Annotated in this window: 15 protein-coding genes; 12 read left to right on the forward strand and 3 right to left on the reverse strand. The window is 63.7% G+C overall.

Annotated features, from left to right (window positions below; genetic code table 11):
• Positions 1 to 82: 82 nt before the first annotated feature.
• The 3 genes from BoBH3_RS16260 to BoBH3_RS16270 all read left to right on the forward strand — a co-directional run bounded on the left by BoBH3_RS16260 (position 83) and on the right by BoBH3_RS16270 (position 3,451).
• Complete coding sequence (locus BoBH3_RS16260; protein WP_262331852.1) at positions 83 to 1,027, forward strand: glycoside hydrolase family 16 protein; 945 nt, start codon at positions 83 to 85, stop codon at positions 1,025 to 1,027.
• Positions 1,027 to 2,145: a glycosyltransferase gene (locus tag BoBH3_RS16265; RefSeq protein ID WP_262331853.1), complete on the forward strand. Its 1,119-nt coding sequence runs from the start codon at positions 1,027 to 1,029 to the stop codon at positions 2,143 to 2,145. Before BoBH3_RS16260 ends, BoBH3_RS16265 begins: the two co-directional genes overlap by 1 nt.
• Before the next feature lie 223 nt (positions 2,146 to 2,368).
• Positions 2,369 to 3,451, forward strand: coding sequence for a glycosyltransferase family 4 protein (locus BoBH3_RS16270; RefSeq protein ID WP_262331854.1), 1,083 nt, complete (start codon positions 2,369 to 2,371; stop codon positions 3,449 to 3,451).
• 12 nt (positions 3,452 to 3,463) lie between these two features.
• Here BoBH3_RS16270 and BoBH3_RS16275 read toward each other — a convergent pair whose 3' ends face one another.
• Positions 3,464 to 4,471, reverse strand: a complete 1,008-nt coding sequence (locus BoBH3_RS16275) for a glycosyltransferase family 2 protein (RefSeq protein WP_262331855.1) — start codon at positions 4,469 to 4,471, stop codon at positions 3,464 to 3,466.
• A 205-nt stretch (positions 4,472 to 4,676) separates the two neighbouring features.
• Here BoBH3_RS16275 and BoBH3_RS16280 point away from each other — a divergent pair, with 205 nt between their 5' ends.
• The 6 genes from BoBH3_RS16280 (at position 4,677) to BoBH3_RS16305 (ending at position 12,556) form a co-directional block, all read left to right on the forward strand.
• Positions 4,677 to 5,771, forward strand: a complete 1,095-nt coding sequence (locus tag BoBH3_RS16280) for an acyltransferase family protein (RefSeq protein WP_262331856.1) — start codon at positions 4,677 to 4,679, stop codon at positions 5,769 to 5,771.
• 88 nt (positions 5,772 to 5,859) lie between these two features.
• Complete coding sequence (locus BoBH3_RS16285) at positions 5,860 to 6,429, forward strand: transglutaminase-like cysteine peptidase (RefSeq protein ID WP_262331963.1); 570 nt, start codon at positions 5,860 to 5,862, stop codon at positions 6,427 to 6,429.
• A gap of 273 nt (positions 6,430 to 6,702) precedes the next feature.
• A complete protein-coding gene (locus BoBH3_RS16290; protein ID WP_262331857.1) occupies positions 6,703 to 6,975 on the forward strand; it encodes a spike base protein, RCAP_Rcc01079 family in 273 nt (90 codons plus the stop codon).
• Between the two features lie 7 nt (positions 6,976 to 6,982).
• Entirely contained in the window at positions 6,983 to 9,142 is a 2,160-nt protein-coding gene (locus BoBH3_RS16295; RefSeq protein ID WP_262331858.1) for a fibronectin type III domain-containing protein, read from the forward strand.
• Between the two features lie 390 nt (positions 9,143 to 9,532).
• Positions 9,533 to 10,723, forward strand: a complete 1,191-nt coding sequence (locus tag BoBH3_RS16300) for a polysaccharide biosynthesis/export family protein (RefSeq protein ID WP_262331859.1) — start codon at positions 9,533 to 9,535, stop codon at positions 10,721 to 10,723.
• Positions 10,724 to 11,722: 999 nt separating this feature from the next.
• Complete coding sequence (locus BoBH3_RS16305; RefSeq protein WP_262331860.1) at positions 11,723 to 12,556, forward strand: transglutaminase-like cysteine peptidase; 834 nt, start codon at positions 11,723 to 11,725, stop codon at positions 12,554 to 12,556.
• 57 nt (positions 12,557 to 12,613) lie between these two features.
• Here the strand turns inward: BoBH3_RS16305 and BoBH3_RS16310 are convergent, their stop codons facing one another.
• Complete coding sequence (locus BoBH3_RS16310) at positions 12,614 to 13,825, reverse strand: glycosyltransferase family 4 protein (protein WP_316045111.1); 1,212 nt, start codon at positions 13,823 to 13,825, stop codon at positions 12,614 to 12,616.
• Between the two features lie 255 nt (positions 13,826 to 14,080).
• Between BoBH3_RS16310 and BoBH3_RS16315 the strand changes: the two genes are divergently transcribed.
• The 3 genes from BoBH3_RS16315 (at position 14,081) to BoBH3_RS16325 (ending at position 17,577) form a co-directional block, all read left to right on the forward strand.
• Entirely contained in the window at positions 14,081 to 14,908 is an 828-nt protein-coding gene (locus BoBH3_RS16315; RefSeq protein ID WP_262331862.1) for a polysaccharide lyase family protein, read from the forward strand.
• A gap of 129 nt (positions 14,909 to 15,037) precedes the next feature.
• Positions 15,038 to 16,384, forward strand: a complete 1,347-nt coding sequence (locus tag BoBH3_RS16320) for an oligosaccharide flippase family protein (protein WP_262331863.1) — start codon at positions 15,038 to 15,040, stop codon at positions 16,382 to 16,384.
• Positions 16,381 to 17,577 carry a glycosyltransferase gene (locus tag BoBH3_RS16325; protein WP_262331864.1) on the forward strand — a complete coding sequence of 399 codons (1,197 nt, stop codon included), beginning with the start codon at positions 16,381 to 16,383 and terminating at the stop codon, positions 17,575 to 17,577. The genes BoBH3_RS16320 and BoBH3_RS16325 overlap by 4 nt, the downstream gene beginning before the upstream one ends.
• Positions 17,578 to 17,645: 68 nt before the next feature.
• Here BoBH3_RS16325 and BoBH3_RS16330 read toward each other — a convergent pair whose 3' ends face one another.
• Positions 17,646 to 18,989: an O-antigen ligase family protein gene (locus BoBH3_RS16330; protein WP_262331865.1), complete on the reverse strand. Its 1,344-nt coding sequence runs from the start codon at positions 18,987 to 18,989 to the stop codon at positions 17,646 to 17,648.
• Positions 18,990 to 19,033 lie beyond the last annotated feature (44 nt).

Below are 19,033 nucleotides of genomic sequence, written 5' to 3' on the forward strand. Positions count from 1 at the left end.
AAGGACGATGACGCGGCGGGCTTGATACGGGGCGTAACGGCGGACGGCTTCCACGGCCGCCCGGATGGGATCCGGATCTGACATGTCGAGAACAGCGACAATCCGGCCGACACGGCGCCGGCTCATCAATGCGGCGCCGGCGCTGCTGCTGCCCGGCGCGCTATCGATCCCCCTCGCGGCGGCCTCAGGAGAGGCCTTGGGCGATCCGACAGTCGGGCGAAAGGTGATCTTCGACGAACCGTTTGCCGGGATCGACACCGAGATATGGAACGCCGGCCCCAAGGCGACACGTGCGGCCCAGGGCCATTATGGCATCGCTGCCTTCTCGCGCTTCGGCGGCGAGGAAGGCTTCGATCCCTATGCCATCATCGACGATCCGCAGGCGGAGGACGGCAAGGCCCTCCAGATCACGGCGAAATACATCGGCCGTCCCATGCAGGTGGTGAATTACTACGGCAATCTCGATCCGAAATTTCAGTGGCTGACCGGAAACATCCAGACCGGACGGCTGGACGGAACGGTGTCCCGCGGCTGGCGCAACGGCTATTTCGAAGCGCGGATGTGGGTTCCCGAGCACCCGCTGACATGGCCAGCCTTTTGGCTCCTGAACCGGGAGAGCATCCTGCGGCCGCAGCAATCCATCGAGATCGACATCGTCGAGCACAAGGGCTGGGAGCTCGATCTCTATGGCGCCTATCTCCATGAATGGGGCGAGCCGGGCGAACGGCACGAAGGCACCGGCGTGCGCACCGGCGTCAACGTGACGAAGGGCTATCACCTCTACGGCGTGCTGATCGATGGGCCGCGCTGCATCCCGTTCTTCGATCGCAAGCAGGTCCACAGCCCCGTGAACGGGCAGCCGATCTCCTGGACGATCGCCCGCGCCCCGATGCTGGATGCCCAGCAGGACCTGTTCTGGCCACTGATCGGACTGGCCTTGCGAGAGGATGGGCCAGTCCGGCAGCCGCTGCCGCCCGAGCAGCGCGAGGCGCGCCTGCGGGTCGATTACTTCAGGGTCTACGGCTGATGTACAAGATCCTCTATATCGTCCCGCGGACGCAGAGCTTCGCCGGCATCGAGCGGGTGATCGACTCGATCTGTGACGAGATGGCCGGTCGCTTCGGCGATGTGCTGGACGTCCATGTGCTCTATTCCACGGCCTATCGGCAGATCGCAGATGCCGACCGGCGCTACACAAAGATCATCCGCACGGCGCCGGGCCGCATGAACCTGATCCGCAATCTCCGGCGCCTGATCGCGGAGGAAGGCTACGATCTCATCGTCTGCCCTCAGGTGGAGCCGACGGCGATGCTCTGGTTCGCGACGCTCGGCCTCAAGCGCAAATTCGCCATGCATCTCCACGGCAACCCGCGCCTGGAATCCCGGTCCCGCAAGTCGCGCATCATGTTCGCCCTGATGAAGTTGTTCGTGCTCAAGCGGCTGGCCGTGGTGCTCGGCACCTCATCGCGCCAGCTTGCGGCGTTCGGCGCCGATTATCCGAGCGATGTCCGTCATGTCTGGGTGCCGAACCCCGTCCGGCGCTTCGAGACCACCCAGCCCGCGCCGCGGCAGTCGGACGCGCCCATCCGCTTCGTCAGCGTCGGGCGGTTCGACTATCAGAAGGGCCAGGACATCCTGCTGCGCGCCTTCGCCGAATTCTCAAAGCGCAGGCCAGGCGCCCATCTCAGCCTCGTCGGTTTTGGCAACGACGAGCCGATCCTGCGCGGACTGATCGAAGAGCTCGGCCTCTCGGCGTCCGTCACGCTCGAGCATTACCCGGACAGCCCGGAGACGCCGCTCTCGCGCAGCGACGTCTTTCTCTCCGGTGCGCGCTGGGAGGGCTGGTCGCTCGCGATCTGCGAGGCCCTGCGCTTCGGCCTGCCGATTGTCTCCTTCGACTGCGAATTCGGCCCCAGCGAGATCATCATGGACGATCGGATCGGGCGGCTGATCCCGATTGGCGACACCGCAGCCTTCGTCGAGGCCATGATCTATTATCATGACAATATCACAAGCGAGCGCCGGCACGCCGAATACCGCTCCCGCCATGTCGACCGGTTCAGTATCGAGGAAGTCGTCCAGCTTCACGCGGACGCCCTGCTTTCGGCCATGCCGCGTCATCCGGAGACGGTGGTGACGGCATGAAACCGGCATCCGCTGCCTCTGCGTTCCGCGCGGCACTCGCAAGTGCGAAACAGATGAACAAAAGGAAAAGAGCCAAAGCGTCAGCCTGTCAGGAATTAACTGACAAAGGACACTTTCTGACACCACCCGCCTATGCACTGAATGATTTCGGAGCAACTTTCGCCCGCCTTGGCCTCGTCTGTCCGGTTTTATCCCTACGATCTCTCCGCTCTCAGGTGGCTTCATGCGCATCCTGCACCTGCTGAACCATACCAGGCGGCTCAACGGGCATGTTCACGCTGCAGTCGACCTTGCCTGCGCCCAGCGCGCGCTCGGTCACGAAGTCTGCATCGCCAGTGGCGGCGGCGAGTTCGACGAACTGCTGGCCAAGCATGGGGTCGATACCGCCGAAATCAGCCATCGCCGCGCCGCGCTCGACCTGACGCGCTCCCTGCTGAGTCTGCGTCGGCAAATCCGGGACTGGCGCGCCGACATCGTGCACGCGCACATGATGACCAGCGCCGTGCTGGCCTGGCCGGCCTGCCGCCTAGCCGGCATTCCCCTGGTCACGACCGTCCACAACGAGTTCGAGAAAAGCGCGATCCTGATGGGCCTCGGAACGCGCGTGATCGCGGTGAGCGAGGCCGTCGGCGCCTCGATGCAAAAGCGCGGCATACCGGCATCCCGGCTTCGCGTCGTGCTCAATGGCACCATCGGCTCGGCCCGCTTCGTCGGGCGGGACCGCAGCGCCATCGATCTTGGCTCGCCGAGCGTCCTCTTCGTCGGCGGCCAGCACCCGCGCAAGGGTCTGCCCGACCTGTTCGAGGCCTTCGAACTCGCTCATGCACAGCACCCGCAGGCACGGCTCGTCATTGTCGGCGAAGGCCCTTTCCTGGAAACGTATCGCGAGATGGTCTCGAACATGGCCTGCGCGACCGCGGTGAGCTTTGTGGGCGCACAAGAGGATCCGTTCCGCTGGATGCGCGGCGCGGACATCTTCGTTCTGCCTTCCCATGCGGATCCGGCGCCGCTTGTCCTGCCGGAGGCGCGAGAAGCCGGCTGCGCCGTGATCGGCACGGCCGTCGACGGAATTCCACAGCTCCTCGGCCATGGCGAGGCTGGGCTGATCGTGCCGCCGCGAGACCCGCAGGCGCTGGCGAAGGCGCTCTGCATGCTCCTGGATGACCCTGCGAAGCTCGCCGAATGGCGGGAGCGCAGCCAGCGCGGCATCGCCAACCTGACGATCGACCGCGTGGCGCGCGAGACGCTCGAAGTCTACGCCGATGCCGGCGCACGCGGCGCCGAAAGCCTTCCCGTCGCCGCCTGAGCCCCGGACCGGTCAGGACGCCAGCGCGATCTGCAGGTCCCGCGCGATCGACTTCCAGCGAACCAGGCCGTTATGCGCGTTGCGATAACCGCCGCAGGCGCCGAGTATCATCACCTTCCCGAGAGCCATCGCGCGATTGCTGGAATAGATGTCCCCCCGCCGCTCGACCTGCCGCAGCGCATGGGCATAGACACCCCGCGCCCTCTCGCGGTCGAACAGAGGAAACGCGTCGCGCAGAGTTTCGGGAAGCTGCGTCACGATCTCCAGCATCCGCGTGGTCGCCTCGATATAGGGCTGGTTCTTCGACCAGCTCTGCTCGCGCGATGCCATCAGCCGCGCCCGGCCACTCGCTCCATAGAGGTTCCGGCCGTGCTGCCGATAGGCGACGAGGCGCTCGCCGAGTTCCACGGTCTTTCCCAGTGTCTGGGCCAGGAACATCACCCATCTGTCATGCGCGATGCGATGGCGAGGATCGATATAATCGACGAAGCGTTGTTCAATCGGAACGAGGTCGAGGAGCTCGCGTCGAAACAGCATCGAGAAGCCCCAGAACGTCTCCCAGACATCGTAGTCGAGCGGACTGCGGATCGTGACGTCCGCCTCCCCGATGCCCTGGTCGAACCAGCCGATCTCGCCATCTGCGGCGTCGATCAGCATGGCACGATGGGCGATCTGGGTGACCTCCGGGTCGCCCATGTAAGGCAGGCAGCGGGCGAGCTTCTCCGGGTGCCAGATGTCGTCCTGATCGCAGAAGGCGATCCAGTCCCCCGTTGCATGCCGGCACGCCTGCAGGAAGTTCTCGCGGAAGCCGAGCCCCGGTGAATTCTCGATGATCCGGACCGGAAAAGGAGCATTCTCCCGGAAGCGCTTCAGGATCGCTTTCGTCCCATCCGACGAATTGTCGTCGCTGGCGATCACTTCATCCGGCGGAACAGTCTGGTCCAGCAAGCTGTCCAGCTGCTTCTGCAGGAATGTCTCGCCGTTGAACGTGGCGAGAACGACGGAGATATGCCCTGACATGTCATGACACTTCCAAGCACTGCAGCGTGGGCGCTCAGCCCGGCAGTGACGACTAACGCTGCAATGACACCAACGCTATGCGCAGCATGCGCATGCCCCGCAAAGCACAACCCATGCCAATATCGTTGTGGCCGGCCCGTCGACTTGACCGCGCCTCAGCATCGTCCGGCGCGAAAACGGAACGGTTCTTGCTGAGTGCTGCGTCATGAAAGAGAGCGACGCCCCAACGGGGTATTACTACCTGCTCGACGCCCTGCGCGGCATCGCGGCCTTTGCCGTGGTCGGCTATCATCTCGGTCATTGGCTCGGAGCCTCGGGCATTGCTCCGAACGGCAATCTCGCCGTCGACCTTTTCTATGCGCTGAGCGGCCTCGTCCTCAGTTCCGCTTACCGCGGCCGGGTCGAAACTTTGTCGACCGGCGCGTTCCTGGCGCAGCGCGTCGCGCGGCTACTGCCGATGATCGTCCTCGGCGTCCTGGTTAGCGCGGCCTATATCGTGCTGCGCGCCTGGCTTGCCGATGCGCGGAGCCATGTCGCGGATGCCGGGCTGCCTGTGCCGGAGCTCGTCACGGCAATCATCCTCGGCAGCCTCAACCTTCCCTATTTCGGCGCCCCCCGCGCCATCGGCGGCCCGGAACTCTTCCCGCTGAACGGGCCGCAATACACGCTGTTTTTCGAAGTCTTCGTCAATGTCCTCTGGTGGCAGGTCAGGTCGCTGCACTCCCGCATGCTGTTTCTCGCGGCCTGCGCGATCTGCCTGCCCCTCGTCATGATGTTCGGGCTCGGCGGCGCCAATATCGAGAACTTCCTCAGTGGCTTCCCGCGGGTGATCCTCTGCTTCTCGATCGGCGTGCTGATCTTCGAATACAGGGACATCCTTCTGTCGCGCACACAGACGCGCCTCGGCTTCGGCATCGCCAGCCTGACTGCGGCCTATATCGCGCTGGTGGCCCCTCCGGTCAGCGCCGCGAGCCATATCGCCTTCATCCTGCTCGTTACGCCCGCGCTGCTCTTCTTCGGCATGCGGATCGAGCTCACGGGTCGGTGGCGACAGGCCGCCGATGTCCTCGGCCGCATCTCCTACCCCGTCTATATCCTGCACTACCCCTTCTTCTGCTGGATCAACGGCCTCTATCGCATCGCCTTTGGCGACAAGAACATCCTGATCCAGGGACCGATCGTGCTCCTGTGCGTCGCCGCCGGCGCCTATCTCGCCCACAGGCTCTTCGAGCGGCCGGCCAGCGCCTGGCTCCGCGCGATCCTCAGCCGCCGCCCGGCCCGCGATCTCCGCCGGGCCTGATGGCGTGACGAAGAAGGGTTGCTGGGTGAGGCCACGGATAGTTAAGCGATCCCCTCTATCGCAGAGTATCGCTGGAACGATTCGAACGATGCAGGCTTCGCGGTCCCGGACCCATCTCGTGCTCGCCCTTGTGGCCTCTGCGGCAATCAGCGGGTGCGCGACCGCAAAGCTTGATCAAACGGCCGACGCCTCCCGGATCGATCCGTCGAAACGAGCCCTGGCTCCCTTGGATTTCGTCAGCTTCTGCATCCGGAACAGGGCAGAGTGCCAGGTGCGCGGCCAGCCCGCGGCGATGGTGCCGATGAACCAGCAGACCATGGATGCCTTGGAGGGCGTCAACGCGGCGGTCAATGCGCGGATCCTGCCTACTGCCAGATCCAGCGAATGGCGGATCAATCCGGCGGCCGGCAATTGCAACGACTATGTCGTCTCGAAACGCCATGCGCTGCTCGCTCGCGGTTTCCCATCGAGCGCGCTCCTGATCAACGTCGTCAAGACACCGACCGGCGAGGGACATCTCGTGCTCGTGGTGAAGACCGACGGCGGCGACATCGTCCTCGACAATCTCACGGGCTCGCTGCGCAGCGTTTCGCAAACGCCCTATGTCTGGATCAAGCGCCAGACGTCTGCGGACCCATTGCAATGGGAAAACGCCTGAAGGCGCCGCATTGCGTCAGGCCGAGCCGCGCAGCATCAGCGCGGGCCAGCGTCGGCACGCCGTATCACGGGATCGCATCCTAAACCGCTCAACGCGCGCCCTCGCCTGACACCCCCTCTTCCAACTGGCAGCCGGGCATGGGCGCACCGCGCCTTGACAAATCCGCGCCCTTGATATAGGAATATAATCCTTCTCACATGACCCGCCGCACGGAGCCTGCACGAGCACGCAGCGGCTCGATCGACCCCTCATCCCCCAACACAGGAGAACATCATGCCTGCCGTTGACATCCATCGACAGCATTCGACCTCCCCGACCGGGCCGGCGCGAAAGCTGCGCGCCGTCACACCCCATGACACCGACGAGCTTGAATATGTGACGAACGGCATCGTCTGCGCCGGTGGCGGCCTGATCTCCGTGATCGCGGCCGACGATGCGGCGGCCGTGCTGGTGCCGGTGCTCGCCGGCCAGATCTACCCCATCCGCGCCCGGACGATCCGCGCGACCGGCACGACGGCGACCGGCATCGTCGCCCTGATCTCCTGAGGTCCCGATGCTCGGTTTTGGATTCTCGATCCCGCATGCGGCTCTCTGCGGTTCCCGCACGAGCGGCGGAGCGGCAGTGGCCCCGCCCGGCGCTTTCGCCCTTGCCGCCACCATGCCCTTCACGATCACGCGCTACGGGTCCGGCGTCGCCTCGACTTTCGGGCACAGCTTCTCCATGGACCCGGTCAAGCCGGTTCCGACGCATACGATCTACTGCGGCGCCGGCGGCAGCGACGCCGCAAACGGAACGAGCTGGGCCACCCGCGTGGCCTCGCTGAAGCAGGCCGCAACCCTCGCCAACGCCATCGGCAACGCGGCCAGCATCGTCCGCATCCTCGTGCAGGAAGGCCGCTATCTCTATCCGAACGACTGGTCCGGCGTGATCGTGGATCGTGCTGGATTGATCATCGAGCCTTGCGACGCGGCCGGCGCGGTCTCGAACGGGGTCTTCCATTCGATTCACCACCAGACCATGCCGGCCTTCGCCTCGGTCGGCAGCGCCGTTCACTGCTCGACCTATACGACGGAGCTGCCGCAGCGCTCGGCGTGGGACGAGAGCATCCTCGATGCCGACGGAGACCCGCAGGGCATCCCCAACGTGCCCGGTTCATTCGCCAACGAGGCCGCGATCATCGCCGGCATCAGCGCCTACCACGCGACGCACGCGATGGGCGGCTGCTACCTCGATGCGACAAACAGGAAGCTCTACGTCCGCACGGCGGACGGCCGGGCTCCCGACAGCAACATCCATGTCGGACGGGGCGCGAACAGCTCGACCGACGCCAACAGCCGCAACTTCTACCAATCGGGCATCTACTTCACGCCGAAGACGATCTGGGTGCGGAACATGCGCTGCTATGGCGGCATGAACTGGCTCTATGCCTACAACCCGCAGGGCCACACCATCGCCGGCTATCTCGCGGACTGCCGCTTCCTCCACGCAGGCTATAACGGCCTATCGGTCATGGGCGACGTGGCGCTCACGACGCTACGCTGCAGCTTCGGCTATGTCTATGAGGACGGCATCGGCTACACCCTGCCGGACGGCGCCGGCGTGGCCAACTTCCCGAAGTTCTTCGAGCTGGATTGCATCTACAAATGGTGCGGCCAGGACAGCGCCTCCGACACCTCGAAGAACGCCTCCTCGACTCATGACACCGTGCCCGGCGTCCGTGTGAACGGCCGGGCTCGCAAGACACAGAACCGCGCCTTTCACGACATCGCCGCTTCGCAGAGCTGGAACCTCGGCGTCATCGCCCGCGACTGCCGCCAGACGGGCGTCCAGAGCGGCGCCTTCGCCTCCGGCTACAACCCGAACACGGGAGAAACCTCCAAGATCTGGCTCGATGCCTGCCAGTCCGTCGACAACGCCTACGATCTCGAGGCCTACAAGGGCGGCACGCTCTCCTACGCCAACATGGACGCGACCGGCTTCGTCAACGACAACGGCTCCGGCACGATCACGACCTACAACGCGCCGCCAGTGCTGCCCGGCGCGACAGGGGCGCTCTCCGCCGCCGCGCTGACTTCGTCGACGGTGCAGCTCACCTTCACGGATGCGAGCGGCGCGACCGGCTATCAGTATCGCCTCAACGGCGCCGGCTCCTGGCTGACGCTGGCCGCAGACAGGATCGTAACCGGCCTGACGCAGAGCACGACCTACGGCTTCGAGGTTAGGGCTGCGAATGGCGACGGGAACGGGCCGGTTTCAAGCAGCGCCAACGCGACGACGCCAGCGACTCCCGCGCCGGTCGCCATCTTCTCGGGCGGCGACATGTCGAGCACGGCCGGCTGGAATGCGTATTACGGCGGGTCGCCCTTCACCAATGTCGGCGGCCAAATGGTTGTCTCGCCAGTTGGCAGTGAACAATTCAATGCGAACTCCAAAAATTTCGACAGCAACCCGACCGCTGGCAAATATTATGAGATCTCAATCGAGGTTTTGAACTATACCGGCGGCAGCTTCCGCATTGATTTCGTAGGTGGCACGACGCGCTCATCGGCCACCTTCAATTCAAACGGCACGCAGACGTTCAGACTGCAGGGCAATAGCGGCAACAGCTCACTCGCGATCCTGCTGCTTGGTGCCGGTGGGACGAATAACTTCAAACTCGACAACCTATCTGTGATAGGCCCCTATGACACGGCAACGGTCGGCGCTGGGTAATCGCTATGACGTGCAGACGGGAAGGCAAGGGAGCCTTGGCCCTGCGCGCCGATTGCCGACAAAGCCCCGACGAATTACGACCAGCAGATGGCAGAGTTTAGTTTGGCCCTTATTGTCGGAAACCAAGGATTCAAGGTTCAATTAACCTAACAGTTTTTGGCATAGTCGACGCCGCGCGCTGAGTCTTTCGCAAGCTTCTTCGCGCAGTTCATCTTCGAATTTCCATCCCCGCGACACCACACTGTTGCCACCGCGCAACAACGGCAATGAGTCTGCGTAACCTATCGGCAAGCAGGTTCCGTTGTTCACGGCGAGACGATAAAGCTTGCTTTCAGAGTGGCGGTCCTGCGCCACTCTCGCTGTTGAATGAGTCTGGATATGAGCCTGAGCATGCCCGCGCCATCGCCGATGATGGCGGCAAGACGGTTTTTCTGCGCCGCTTTCATGTTCACCGCGCTGTCGGCCTGCTCGGCTTTCCCCACCCAGGGTCCCAACTCGCTCGAGGTCAAGCAGGAAGTGGCTCCGTCCGAGGCGGGGACCGGCTATGTGCTCATCGACCTCAGCCCCTCCAATGTCTCCGTCCTCGAAAAATCCGGCCCCAAGGCGATCGGCGACAGCTTCGCCCGGCTCGGGGGCGGCCAGCCGCGCCTGCTGTTCGGCGTGGGCGACATCGTCGGCCTCACCATCTTCGAGGCGGCGGCCGGCGGCCTGTTCATTCCCGCGGAAGCGGGCTCGCGCGCGGGCAATTTCGTCACCCTGCCGGCGCAGGAGGTTGACCGTAACGGCATGATCCAGGTCCCCTTCGCCGGGCTCGTCCAGGCGTCGGGGCGCTCGCCCTCCGAGGTGAAGGCGACGATCGAAGAGCGCCTGCGCAACCGCGCGATCGAGCCGCAGGCCATCGTGACGCTTCAGGAAGCGCGCTCGACACTGGTCACCGTGACTGGCGAAGCCTCGCAGCCGGCGCGCTTCGCGCTGTCCCGTTCGAGCGACCGCATGCTCGATGCGATCACCCGGGCGGGCGGCTCCAAATGGCCGCCCTACGAGACCTATGTCACGTTGCAACGTGGCGGCCGGACGACCATGATCTATTACAACCGGCTGCTGAACGAGCCCCGGAACAACGTCTTCGTGCAGCCCGGCGACGTGCTCAGCCTGTCGCGCCAGATGCGTTCCTTCATGGCGCTCGGCGCGTCCGGCCAGAACGGCTTCATCAACTTCGAGGCGGAGACGCTGACGCTGTCGCAGGCCGTCGGCCGCGCCGGCGGCATCCTCGACTCGCGCGGCGACCCGGCGCAGACCTTCCTCTACCGGCTCGAGAGCCGCCAGGCGCTCGAGAAGATGGGCTATGACACGAGTGCCTATCCCCGCGACCAGGTTCCCGTCATCTACCGCGTGAACCTGCGCGATCCGCAGAGCTACTTCCTGGCCGGGCGGATGCCGATGAACGACAAGGACGTCCTGTTCGTCTCGAATGCGCAGACCGTCGAACTGACCAAGGTCCTCGAGATCCTGCAGCTGTCGGGTAACACCGTCACCGATGTCGACGCGGCGCGCATCATCCTCAAGGGCTACAGGCTCTAAGCAGGGCAAAAATCGTCGGTCTCGCCTGCGGCGGGGCCGAAGTCTTCACCGACCACAATACCCATCGGACCGGAACGCGGATCGCGTATTCCGGCCCGATGCGTTTCCGAGATGCAGGAAGCGGTCGTCGCGCTTGCGACCGGAGGCCGCTCTAGATTGATAGAGAACGAGAAGCCCGATCGGATTGCTGCAATCTGATCGGCGCGAGCTCTAGCGGTTCGGAACGACGCGCGAACCTGAACCTGTCGGCGGGATGGGGCGCGACCGCTGCCCTTCGAGCCTGTCCTGGTCCCGCCTGATCAGATCCTGCTGCCAACGTTGCTCGTTTCTCCGACGATGGATCCGGGCGGCGCGCTCTTCCTTCGAGATCGAGGCGGCTGACGCACGGCCGAGGGGCAGCAGCGCTAGCAATGCCGCGCCGATGAACGCCCTGCGCTCGAGAGATCGCATCTTCCCCCCTCCGTATCAGAGCCCGGCTACCCGCTGAGGCTGGGCAACGTCTTACTGCAGAGCGCATTCGCAGTCATGCGACCGCGCGCTTCATGCGCACGAGACGACACGGCCCGGCCGGGAGATAGCCGACCGAAAAGCTGTGATGCCGGCACGGGCCGATAGGCCACAACCAGGGTTCGGCAAGAAAGAATTCATACTGATCGGAATTGGCCCGGAGCGCCGCTCGCCTCCAGACAAGCGGGAATATGAGCGAGTGCGGAATCGAATTGCTCAATATGTTCGATTGTGAGCCAATTCGAGACAGAAGAACCAATAAATTCTTCGCCAGACGAGGCAAACGATGAATTTCGGTGGAATTTATATGACTAAGTAAATGCTAAATACGTAGATTAACAAAAACCTGATCCGAAGCGCGCTCTTTTGCTTTCTTTCTTACGGCGACGGATAGCCGGCCTTCCCTAGGTTTCATGCTCGATTGAGGGACGAGCAATGAATCCTTTGACGAAGGCATTATTAGTTTCGGCCTTGCTTGGAGGCGGGAGCGCCTTGGCGGCCGCCTACCCCGAGCCGAACACGATCCGCGTCAGCCCTCCGATTCCTTCGGCAAGCGCGTTGACCGAGACCGCGGCGGCCCTCGCACCGCTGGCTTTCGTGCAATTCTGCATGTCGTATCGGGATCAGTGCGCGGCGTCGGAGCCCGTGGCGGCACTGACTCTCGATGCGGAAATCTGGGAGAACCTTCACCGCGTCAATCGCGAAGTGAATGACGCGATCACGCCGGATGAGGCGAAGGGGGGCTACGACTGGTCCCTGGAAACGCGCCTGGGCAACTGCAACGACTACGCCATTCAAAAGCGTAGCGCCTTGATCAGACTGGGCTATCCCGCCGCGGCGCTCTCGCTGGCCGTGGTCAAGACTGCATTTGGCGAGGGCCATCTCGTCGTGACGGTCCGAACCGACCGCGGCGACTTCGTCCTGGACAATCGACGCAACACCATCGTCGCCTGGAATCGCACTGGCTACCGCTGGATCAAGCGGCAATCGGTAGAGAACCCTCAGCATTGGGTGGCGCTCGTCGAAAAGCCCGATCTGCGCCGCGTTCAGCCGGCGGCACGTCCGCCGGCCATCGCTTCGTCGCCTGCAAGCGAAAGCCAGAACGCCATCGCTACGGCGGGTGCGACGGATACGGCCGAAGGTTCGAAGTGGTCGACAGCCATCCCGTTGCCGTCGATCGGCTTTGCCGCGAGGCGCCTGGACTTGATCATGCCGGCGCAGTCGCCGGAGCGCCCGTATGCAATAGGCGCTACGATCAGCCATGCTGCGGCGGGCCGCCAACTGGCAATGCTCGCCTTCGACGAGATTGGTCGCTGGTCGCTCTGACGGCCTGGCACGGCACCGGCATCCAAGGGTGCCGCGCGCGGGCGCGGCACGCTTCGCTCAAGCGCTGTTCATGGCTTTGATGCCCGCAGGTTCGGGCAGCAGCCTGTCATAAGCGGCGACCAGCTTTTCGGCCTCGCTCGCCCAATCGAAATGGGCGTCGGCATAAGTCTTCGCCGCACGTCCCTTGCTTTCCCTCAACGCCTCGTCATCGATCAGCAAAGCGCAGGCGCGAGCCAGGCCATCGGGCGTCTCATTGTCGGCATAGGTCCCCGCGGTTCCGAGCAGGCGCCGTGTCTCCGTCAAGGGATAGGCCACCGACGGCACGCCCAACGCCGAATATTCGAAGACTTTGTTCATGCTGATCTTGTCGTTGTACTGGTTTACCGGGTCGGGGATGATGCCGATATCGAAGCTGCTCATCGCCTCGATCAAGGCCTCGCCCTTCAGATAGCCGGTAAACGTGATGTGATCAGCCACGCCGAGGCGCCTCGCGAGCGACTTGGCGGCCTCCAGCGCAGGCCCGTCGCCGACGACGACCGCTCGAATGCCGGAGCGGCCCTGCTCGACGCAGAGCAGGTGCACGCAACGGACGAGATGATCGACGCCATCCTGATCGCCGATGATCCCCATATAGCCCAGCACCAGCCGCGCGCCCGCCCGCAGCGCAGGGCTTGCCGGCACGCGCCGGAACCGGGAGCGATCCATGACACTGTAGACGGTGACGACGTCCTCCGGCCGCCTGCCCCCGCGACCGATGGCCAGGGCCCGGTAGGTTTCGTTTGCCGAGATCACGAGATCGGCCGCGCGGAAGCTGCAGCGCTCGAGGAACATCAGGAGCCGATGCATGAGGCCGCGCTTGCCGAATTTGGCCTCGAAGAGCTCGGGGCAAACGTCGTGATGGTCGAAGACGAACTTCTTCCCGAACAGCTTGAAGGGCGCCGCGACGAGAAAGATGAGATCGGGTGGATTGCAGGCCTGAACGACATCGAAGCCGCCACGGAAGGCGATCTTCAGCAGCAGACGAAGCTCATGGAAGAGCGCCGATCCATACTCGATCAGAAACCCCGCGGCGCCTCGTCCCTCGGTCGGCCGCGGGTGTCGGAAAATCTCGATTCCATCGATGACCTCGAACGACGCCGGGTACTCCTCGGTCCTCGGGCAGATGACGGAAATCTTCCACCCGGCATCACGAAGCGCCAAGGCCTCCTGCCAGACCCTGCGATCCATGGGCACAGGCAAATTCTCGACGATAATCACGCAAGACCGCATAGACTATGGCTCCGGACACCTTCCGTAGTGCTCAAACGGAGACCAGAAAGTCTAATCCGCTCTTGGACTTTCCGTAGTGGGTAGTTTGGCGCAATGATGTTGTCCAGCGCCCGCGCGGCAGGTCGCCAGCGGCCTCTCGATTTTTCAACAGATCGGTAAACGAAGTCGGCAGCTCGCCCTGGAGATGCTTGGACAAATCTGCCCGGGTCGAACACAGTGCAGCGCGGCGGTGCCGCTATGATCGGACGATAGAATATGGCTGCATTACCAGAGCGGTTCGGCATCCTCCTGGCCTTGCTGACCGGCTTCCTTCTCGGTCAACCCGCCAACGCGGAATCGCCCTCCCCTCTCATCACCGAGCTGACCGTCACCGGCGGCCAGCGCTTCACCCTGATCGGTCCGCGCCATCCGTGGAATGCGGTCCGGACGAGCCTGGACGGCGAGGCCGGCTGGATTGCGATGGAGTGTCGCGAGAACGAGCGCCGCCCGGGGGCCGGAATGGATGCCGGAGTGGACAGGGTCGGCTTCGATGGCTTCGCCCACCCCATAGCAGCGCCCGCGGTCCGCATCCGCTTTTCAGTCGTGCCGGGGGAGAACAGCTTTGCCACCGGGCCGGGGGACTGGCTGAACTTTTTCGAGATGCACGCGCACAAGGCGGCGGGAGACGTGGTCGAGAACTCCGGCCCGCTGCTCTTCACCTGGGAATGGTCCTACGGCGCCAAGCGGCCGGAGTTCCGGATCATCAGGCAATATCTCACGGCGAACCCGCCGCAGGATCTCGGCAGCTACAAGCGCGATAATCTCTACCGCTCGACCACCGCGATGCAGATCGGCAAGCGTTACGACTTCACCGTCGAAATGCGTTTCGACCCGACCGCGGCCGGATATGTCCGCGTGACGATGAACGGAAACCCGATCGTGAACTATGCCGGGCCCTTCGGCTACGGCCCCGAGCGGATCCCGTATCCGCAGTTCCGGCTCTACCGCAACGCCCGGACGACGACCAGCAAGGCTCTCTTCAGGATCGTCGAGATCCGATCCGGCGCGACGGCGGCCGACATAGCCAGGGATACCTCGCCGTGACGCGGCTCGCGCAGGATTTCAGCAGAAAATAAGCCGAACACCGGTTCACCCAACACCATGAACGGCGCTATAGCGCAGATGGACGCCCATGGCGGGTGATTGATAAGCCGAGACAGGATCGCGCCCCGCATGGTCATCCGCAGCCTGCAATCCCGCCTCGGCAGGGTCCCTATTCTGCGGCTCGGTCTGTGGTCGCTTGCCGGGCTGGGCGGTTACGTCTTCGCCCGCTTCGTCGTCAACATCTTCGTTGCGCGGATGCTCACACCCGCCGATGTCGGTGTGATGATCCTGATCACCTCGATCAGGCTGGGATTCGAGCTGCTCTCGGACATCGGCATCGAGCAGAACATCGTCAAGCACGCCGCCGGTGGCGATGACCGCTTCCTGTCGACCGCCTGGATCATGCAGCTCGCCCGCGGTTGCGTGCTCTGCCTGCTCTTCCTCGGCCTTTCGCCCTCTCTGGCGGAGCTGTTTCAGATCGACCGGCACTATCTCTACGCGATCTCCCTGGCGCCGCTGATCACCTCCCTGCACTCGCCCGCCATCTTCCTTCTGGTGCGCGAACTCAAGGTCAAGGAGCGCTCCCTCTTCGAGCTGAAGGCCGATCTGTTCTCGTCCTTCCTCACGATCCTCCTCGTCTATCTTCATCCCTCGATCTGGTCGCTCGTCATTGCCCAGTTGCTCGGCATCGGCTTCCGCTCCCTGCTGAGCTACACGCTGCCGCGCGCTGAAATCCAGCGAGGCTTCAGCCGGTTCCATGCCGGCGACATCATTCGCTTTGGACGCTGGATCACCCTGTCTTCGGCCGCTCTCTTTCTGGCCTCCCATATCGACAAGGTGCTGCTGGGCGCGATCGTGCCGCTGGCGACGCTGGGCATCTATGGTCTGGCGCGCGCGCTCGCCGACGTCCCGGTGCTCGTCGCGCGGCGGCTGAGCTATCAGGTGGTCTTCCCTGCGCTGAGTAAATCCCTTGAGCAGGGGTGTTCCGAGGATCTCCAGGCGTTTGCGCGGCTGCGCTATCGCTTCGTCCTGCTGGTCGCAGCCTGCGCGGGCGCCGCCCTCCCGCTTTCGGACGTCGCCATCTTCGTTCTCTACGGGCAGCGCTATGGCGGCGCGGCTCCCATCCTCGCCGTGCTGATCGTCGCATCCTGGATCGCCATAGCCTCCAATCTGAACGAGGCGCGCATGCTGAGCGCCGGCAGGCCGGTCTACGAGAGCATCGCCAACGGCACGAAACTCGCCATTCTCGCCTTCGGCTGTCCCTGGGCTTATTCGGCCCATGGGATCGTCGGAGCGGCCGTCGTCGTGACGCTCAGCGAGTTCGGCCGATACCTGATCGTGGCCGTCGGAATGAAGCGAACCGAGGCGGCCTTCCTGCGGCAGGACGCGGTGGCAACCCTGGTCGGGTGCATGGCCGCGGCCGCGATCTGGGCGCTCCGCTCCGGCTTTGCCCTCTGGGAGATCGTCCCCCGATGACGCAGACGGTTCGCGAGAGCGCTTCGAGGCGCATTCTCGTCATCCAGAAGGCTGGCGATTTTCGTGAAGCCCATCGCCGCAGGATGGCCGGCGAAGGAGACCAGTATTACGGCCACAGCTACGTGCTCGACGAACTGGAGCGGCTCGGCGCGGCCTTCGGCGAAGTCGCAATCATGTGCTGCACCACGCGGGAGCGCTACAGCGAGCGGCTGAGCGAGAACCTCGTCACAATCGGGGCGAATGCAGATCCTAAGACGGATCAGAAGCACATTCTCGAGATCGTGGCGGCGTGGCAGCCGTCCCACCTGATCGTCAACGGGCCGATGCGCTTCGTCCTCGAATGGGGGCTGGCGAACCGCTGCGAGTTGATGTGCATCCTGGCGGACTCCTTCAATGGCGGCCCGCTGCATCGCCTGTTCCGCTATCGCCCGCTGGCACGGCTGCTCAATCGCCAGGGCGTGGCTCTCGTCGCCAATCACGGCCTGAACGCGAGCCACTCGCTCGCTTCTATCGGCGTTGCCCCGCGCAAGATCGTGCCCTGGGACTGGCCGTACCTGCGCTCTCCGGCGGATTCGCCTGTGCGCAGCCTTCCGGCGGGCACCGAGGGCCTGCTCTATGTCGGCACGCTGCAGGAGAACAAGGGCATCGGCGATCTGATCAACGCCATAGCCCTGCTCCGGGAGGCCGGCGCCGCTCCCCATCTCACAGTCGTCGGAACGGGCTCGGGATCGCGCTTCCAGGAAATGGCGACAGCACTCGGCCTGGAAGCGTACATCACCTTCGCAGGCCTCCTGCCCAATGAGCGCGTCCTTGAACTTATGATGGCGAGCGCTGCCGTCGTGGTCCCGAGCCGCCATATCTACCCTGAGGGGTTTCCGCTCACGCTCTACGAGGCCCTCTGCACGCGCACTCCGATCATCGCCTCGGACCACCCGATGTTCCGCGGCCATCTGCTGCATGGCGAGACAGCGTCGATCTTTAAAGCAGGCAATTCCGCGCAGTTGGCCGAGCGCATCCGGGAACTGCTTGCCGACCCAGCGCTATACGGCACGCTTTCCGCCAACTCAGCTTCAGCCTGGGCGAGCCTGCAGAACCCGGTGAAATGGGGCGACCTCATCGAGCGCTGGCTGCGTCTCTCGCAAGAGGATCTGGACTGGCTCGAAGATAATTCTCTGGCGGCGATCCAGAAATAAGGCAACAGCGTTGCAAAGACGGTTCAGCCCCTCGCGTAACGGCATGTAGCGAGGCAACCGCCCACGCGTCAGGATCGCTCCGCGCGCCGTTGAAGCGGGACGGCCGAGCCATCCCGGAGCGAGGCCTGATTCCGGAATCCGCTGTAGGTCATCACTCCAAGCGACAGAAAGCCGAGTGCGGCCGTGGCGCCGGTTGGCCGGGCTGCGGATTCAGCAAAGCACGCGATGATCCAGGCGCTCGTCAGCCCCGCGAGGCCAAGTGCCCCGCGCCCCTCCCAGCCATGCGTCAAGTAGAGCCGACGACTTGCACGCAAAGCGCGGAACAAGGCGAACACAAAGATGGCAAGGCCCACGCAACCCAGCCCCAACGCAATATCGAGAAAGCCGTTATGGGGCTCGAAGACGTTGGCTCTCCGTTGAGCCTGAAAAGCAAAATCGCTGTATGGCGCCATAAAACCATACCCGATGAATAGCTTTTCCGAGATATAGCTGAGCGCCAGCTCCCACAATACGGTCCTCCCCGTCAGGGTCGCATCCCGGCCGAGCAGCGAAAGAATATCAGCAATAAAAAAATACAAGAATAATGCAAGAATAGCGAAAGCCATGAGGATGAACGAATGCATCCAACGTGGAAAAAAGACATAGAAGATTACGATCACGGGAGCCGCGATCAAGATAACCCGAGCGCTGCCCGATGCGCTGAGCAGGATGAGGAGCACCATCAAGCCGAAAACCGACCACTTGGTGAAGACTGAAACGCTCGCTCGGTCGGCGAAAAGGGCAAGAACCGCGATCATCGCACATGTCTGACCGAGCGAGTTCTTATGGATAAAGACGCCGCGCCAGTTTCCCGCGTGCACAGACTGACCGGCATCGCTGAGTTGGTGAACACCCTGGGACGGAACGAACAGGCTCCAGAAGATCGAAGCCGCCCCGAGGATGAGGCCCGCATAGAGGATAGCCCGAACCACTTCATTCGGCCGCAACGAGGCGGTTATCAGGACGGAGACGACAACGAGTGAAGCCAGGCTGAAAAGGCCGTTGAATGTCGTACCTGGCGCCTCGCTCCAGATCAGTGAGAGAAACGCCCAGGCGAAAAACAGCATCATCGGCCAGGATCGGGCGAGCTTGCCGATCCCTTCGCGAAAGGCAGATCGCCCAAGAAACAAGGCCAGCGCTATCGTGGCGATCCTGAGCAGGTAGAAGCCCAGATTGGCCCCCTCCGGCCGCCTGCCGGTCGCAGCGTCGCGGGCCACGGAGATGTCCGGCGTCGTGCCTGTGAGGATGAAGTAGAAAGGCGTGCTGAGCATGAAGATGCAGAGCGCCCAGAGCCAGATAGGCGCGGCCTCCGCCCGAGCATAACCGGAGCTCGGAATAACGGCCTGGCGCACCTGGACTTGAATGGAGCTCATGAAGCCTGAATATCCCGCCCTCGCCGACACAGTCCAGCGCAGAC

This window comes from Allobosea sp. BH3 (genome assembly GCF_025499465.1).
Taxonomy (GTDB): domain Bacteria; phylum Pseudomonadota; class Alphaproteobacteria; order Rhizobiales; family Beijerinckiaceae; genus Allobosea.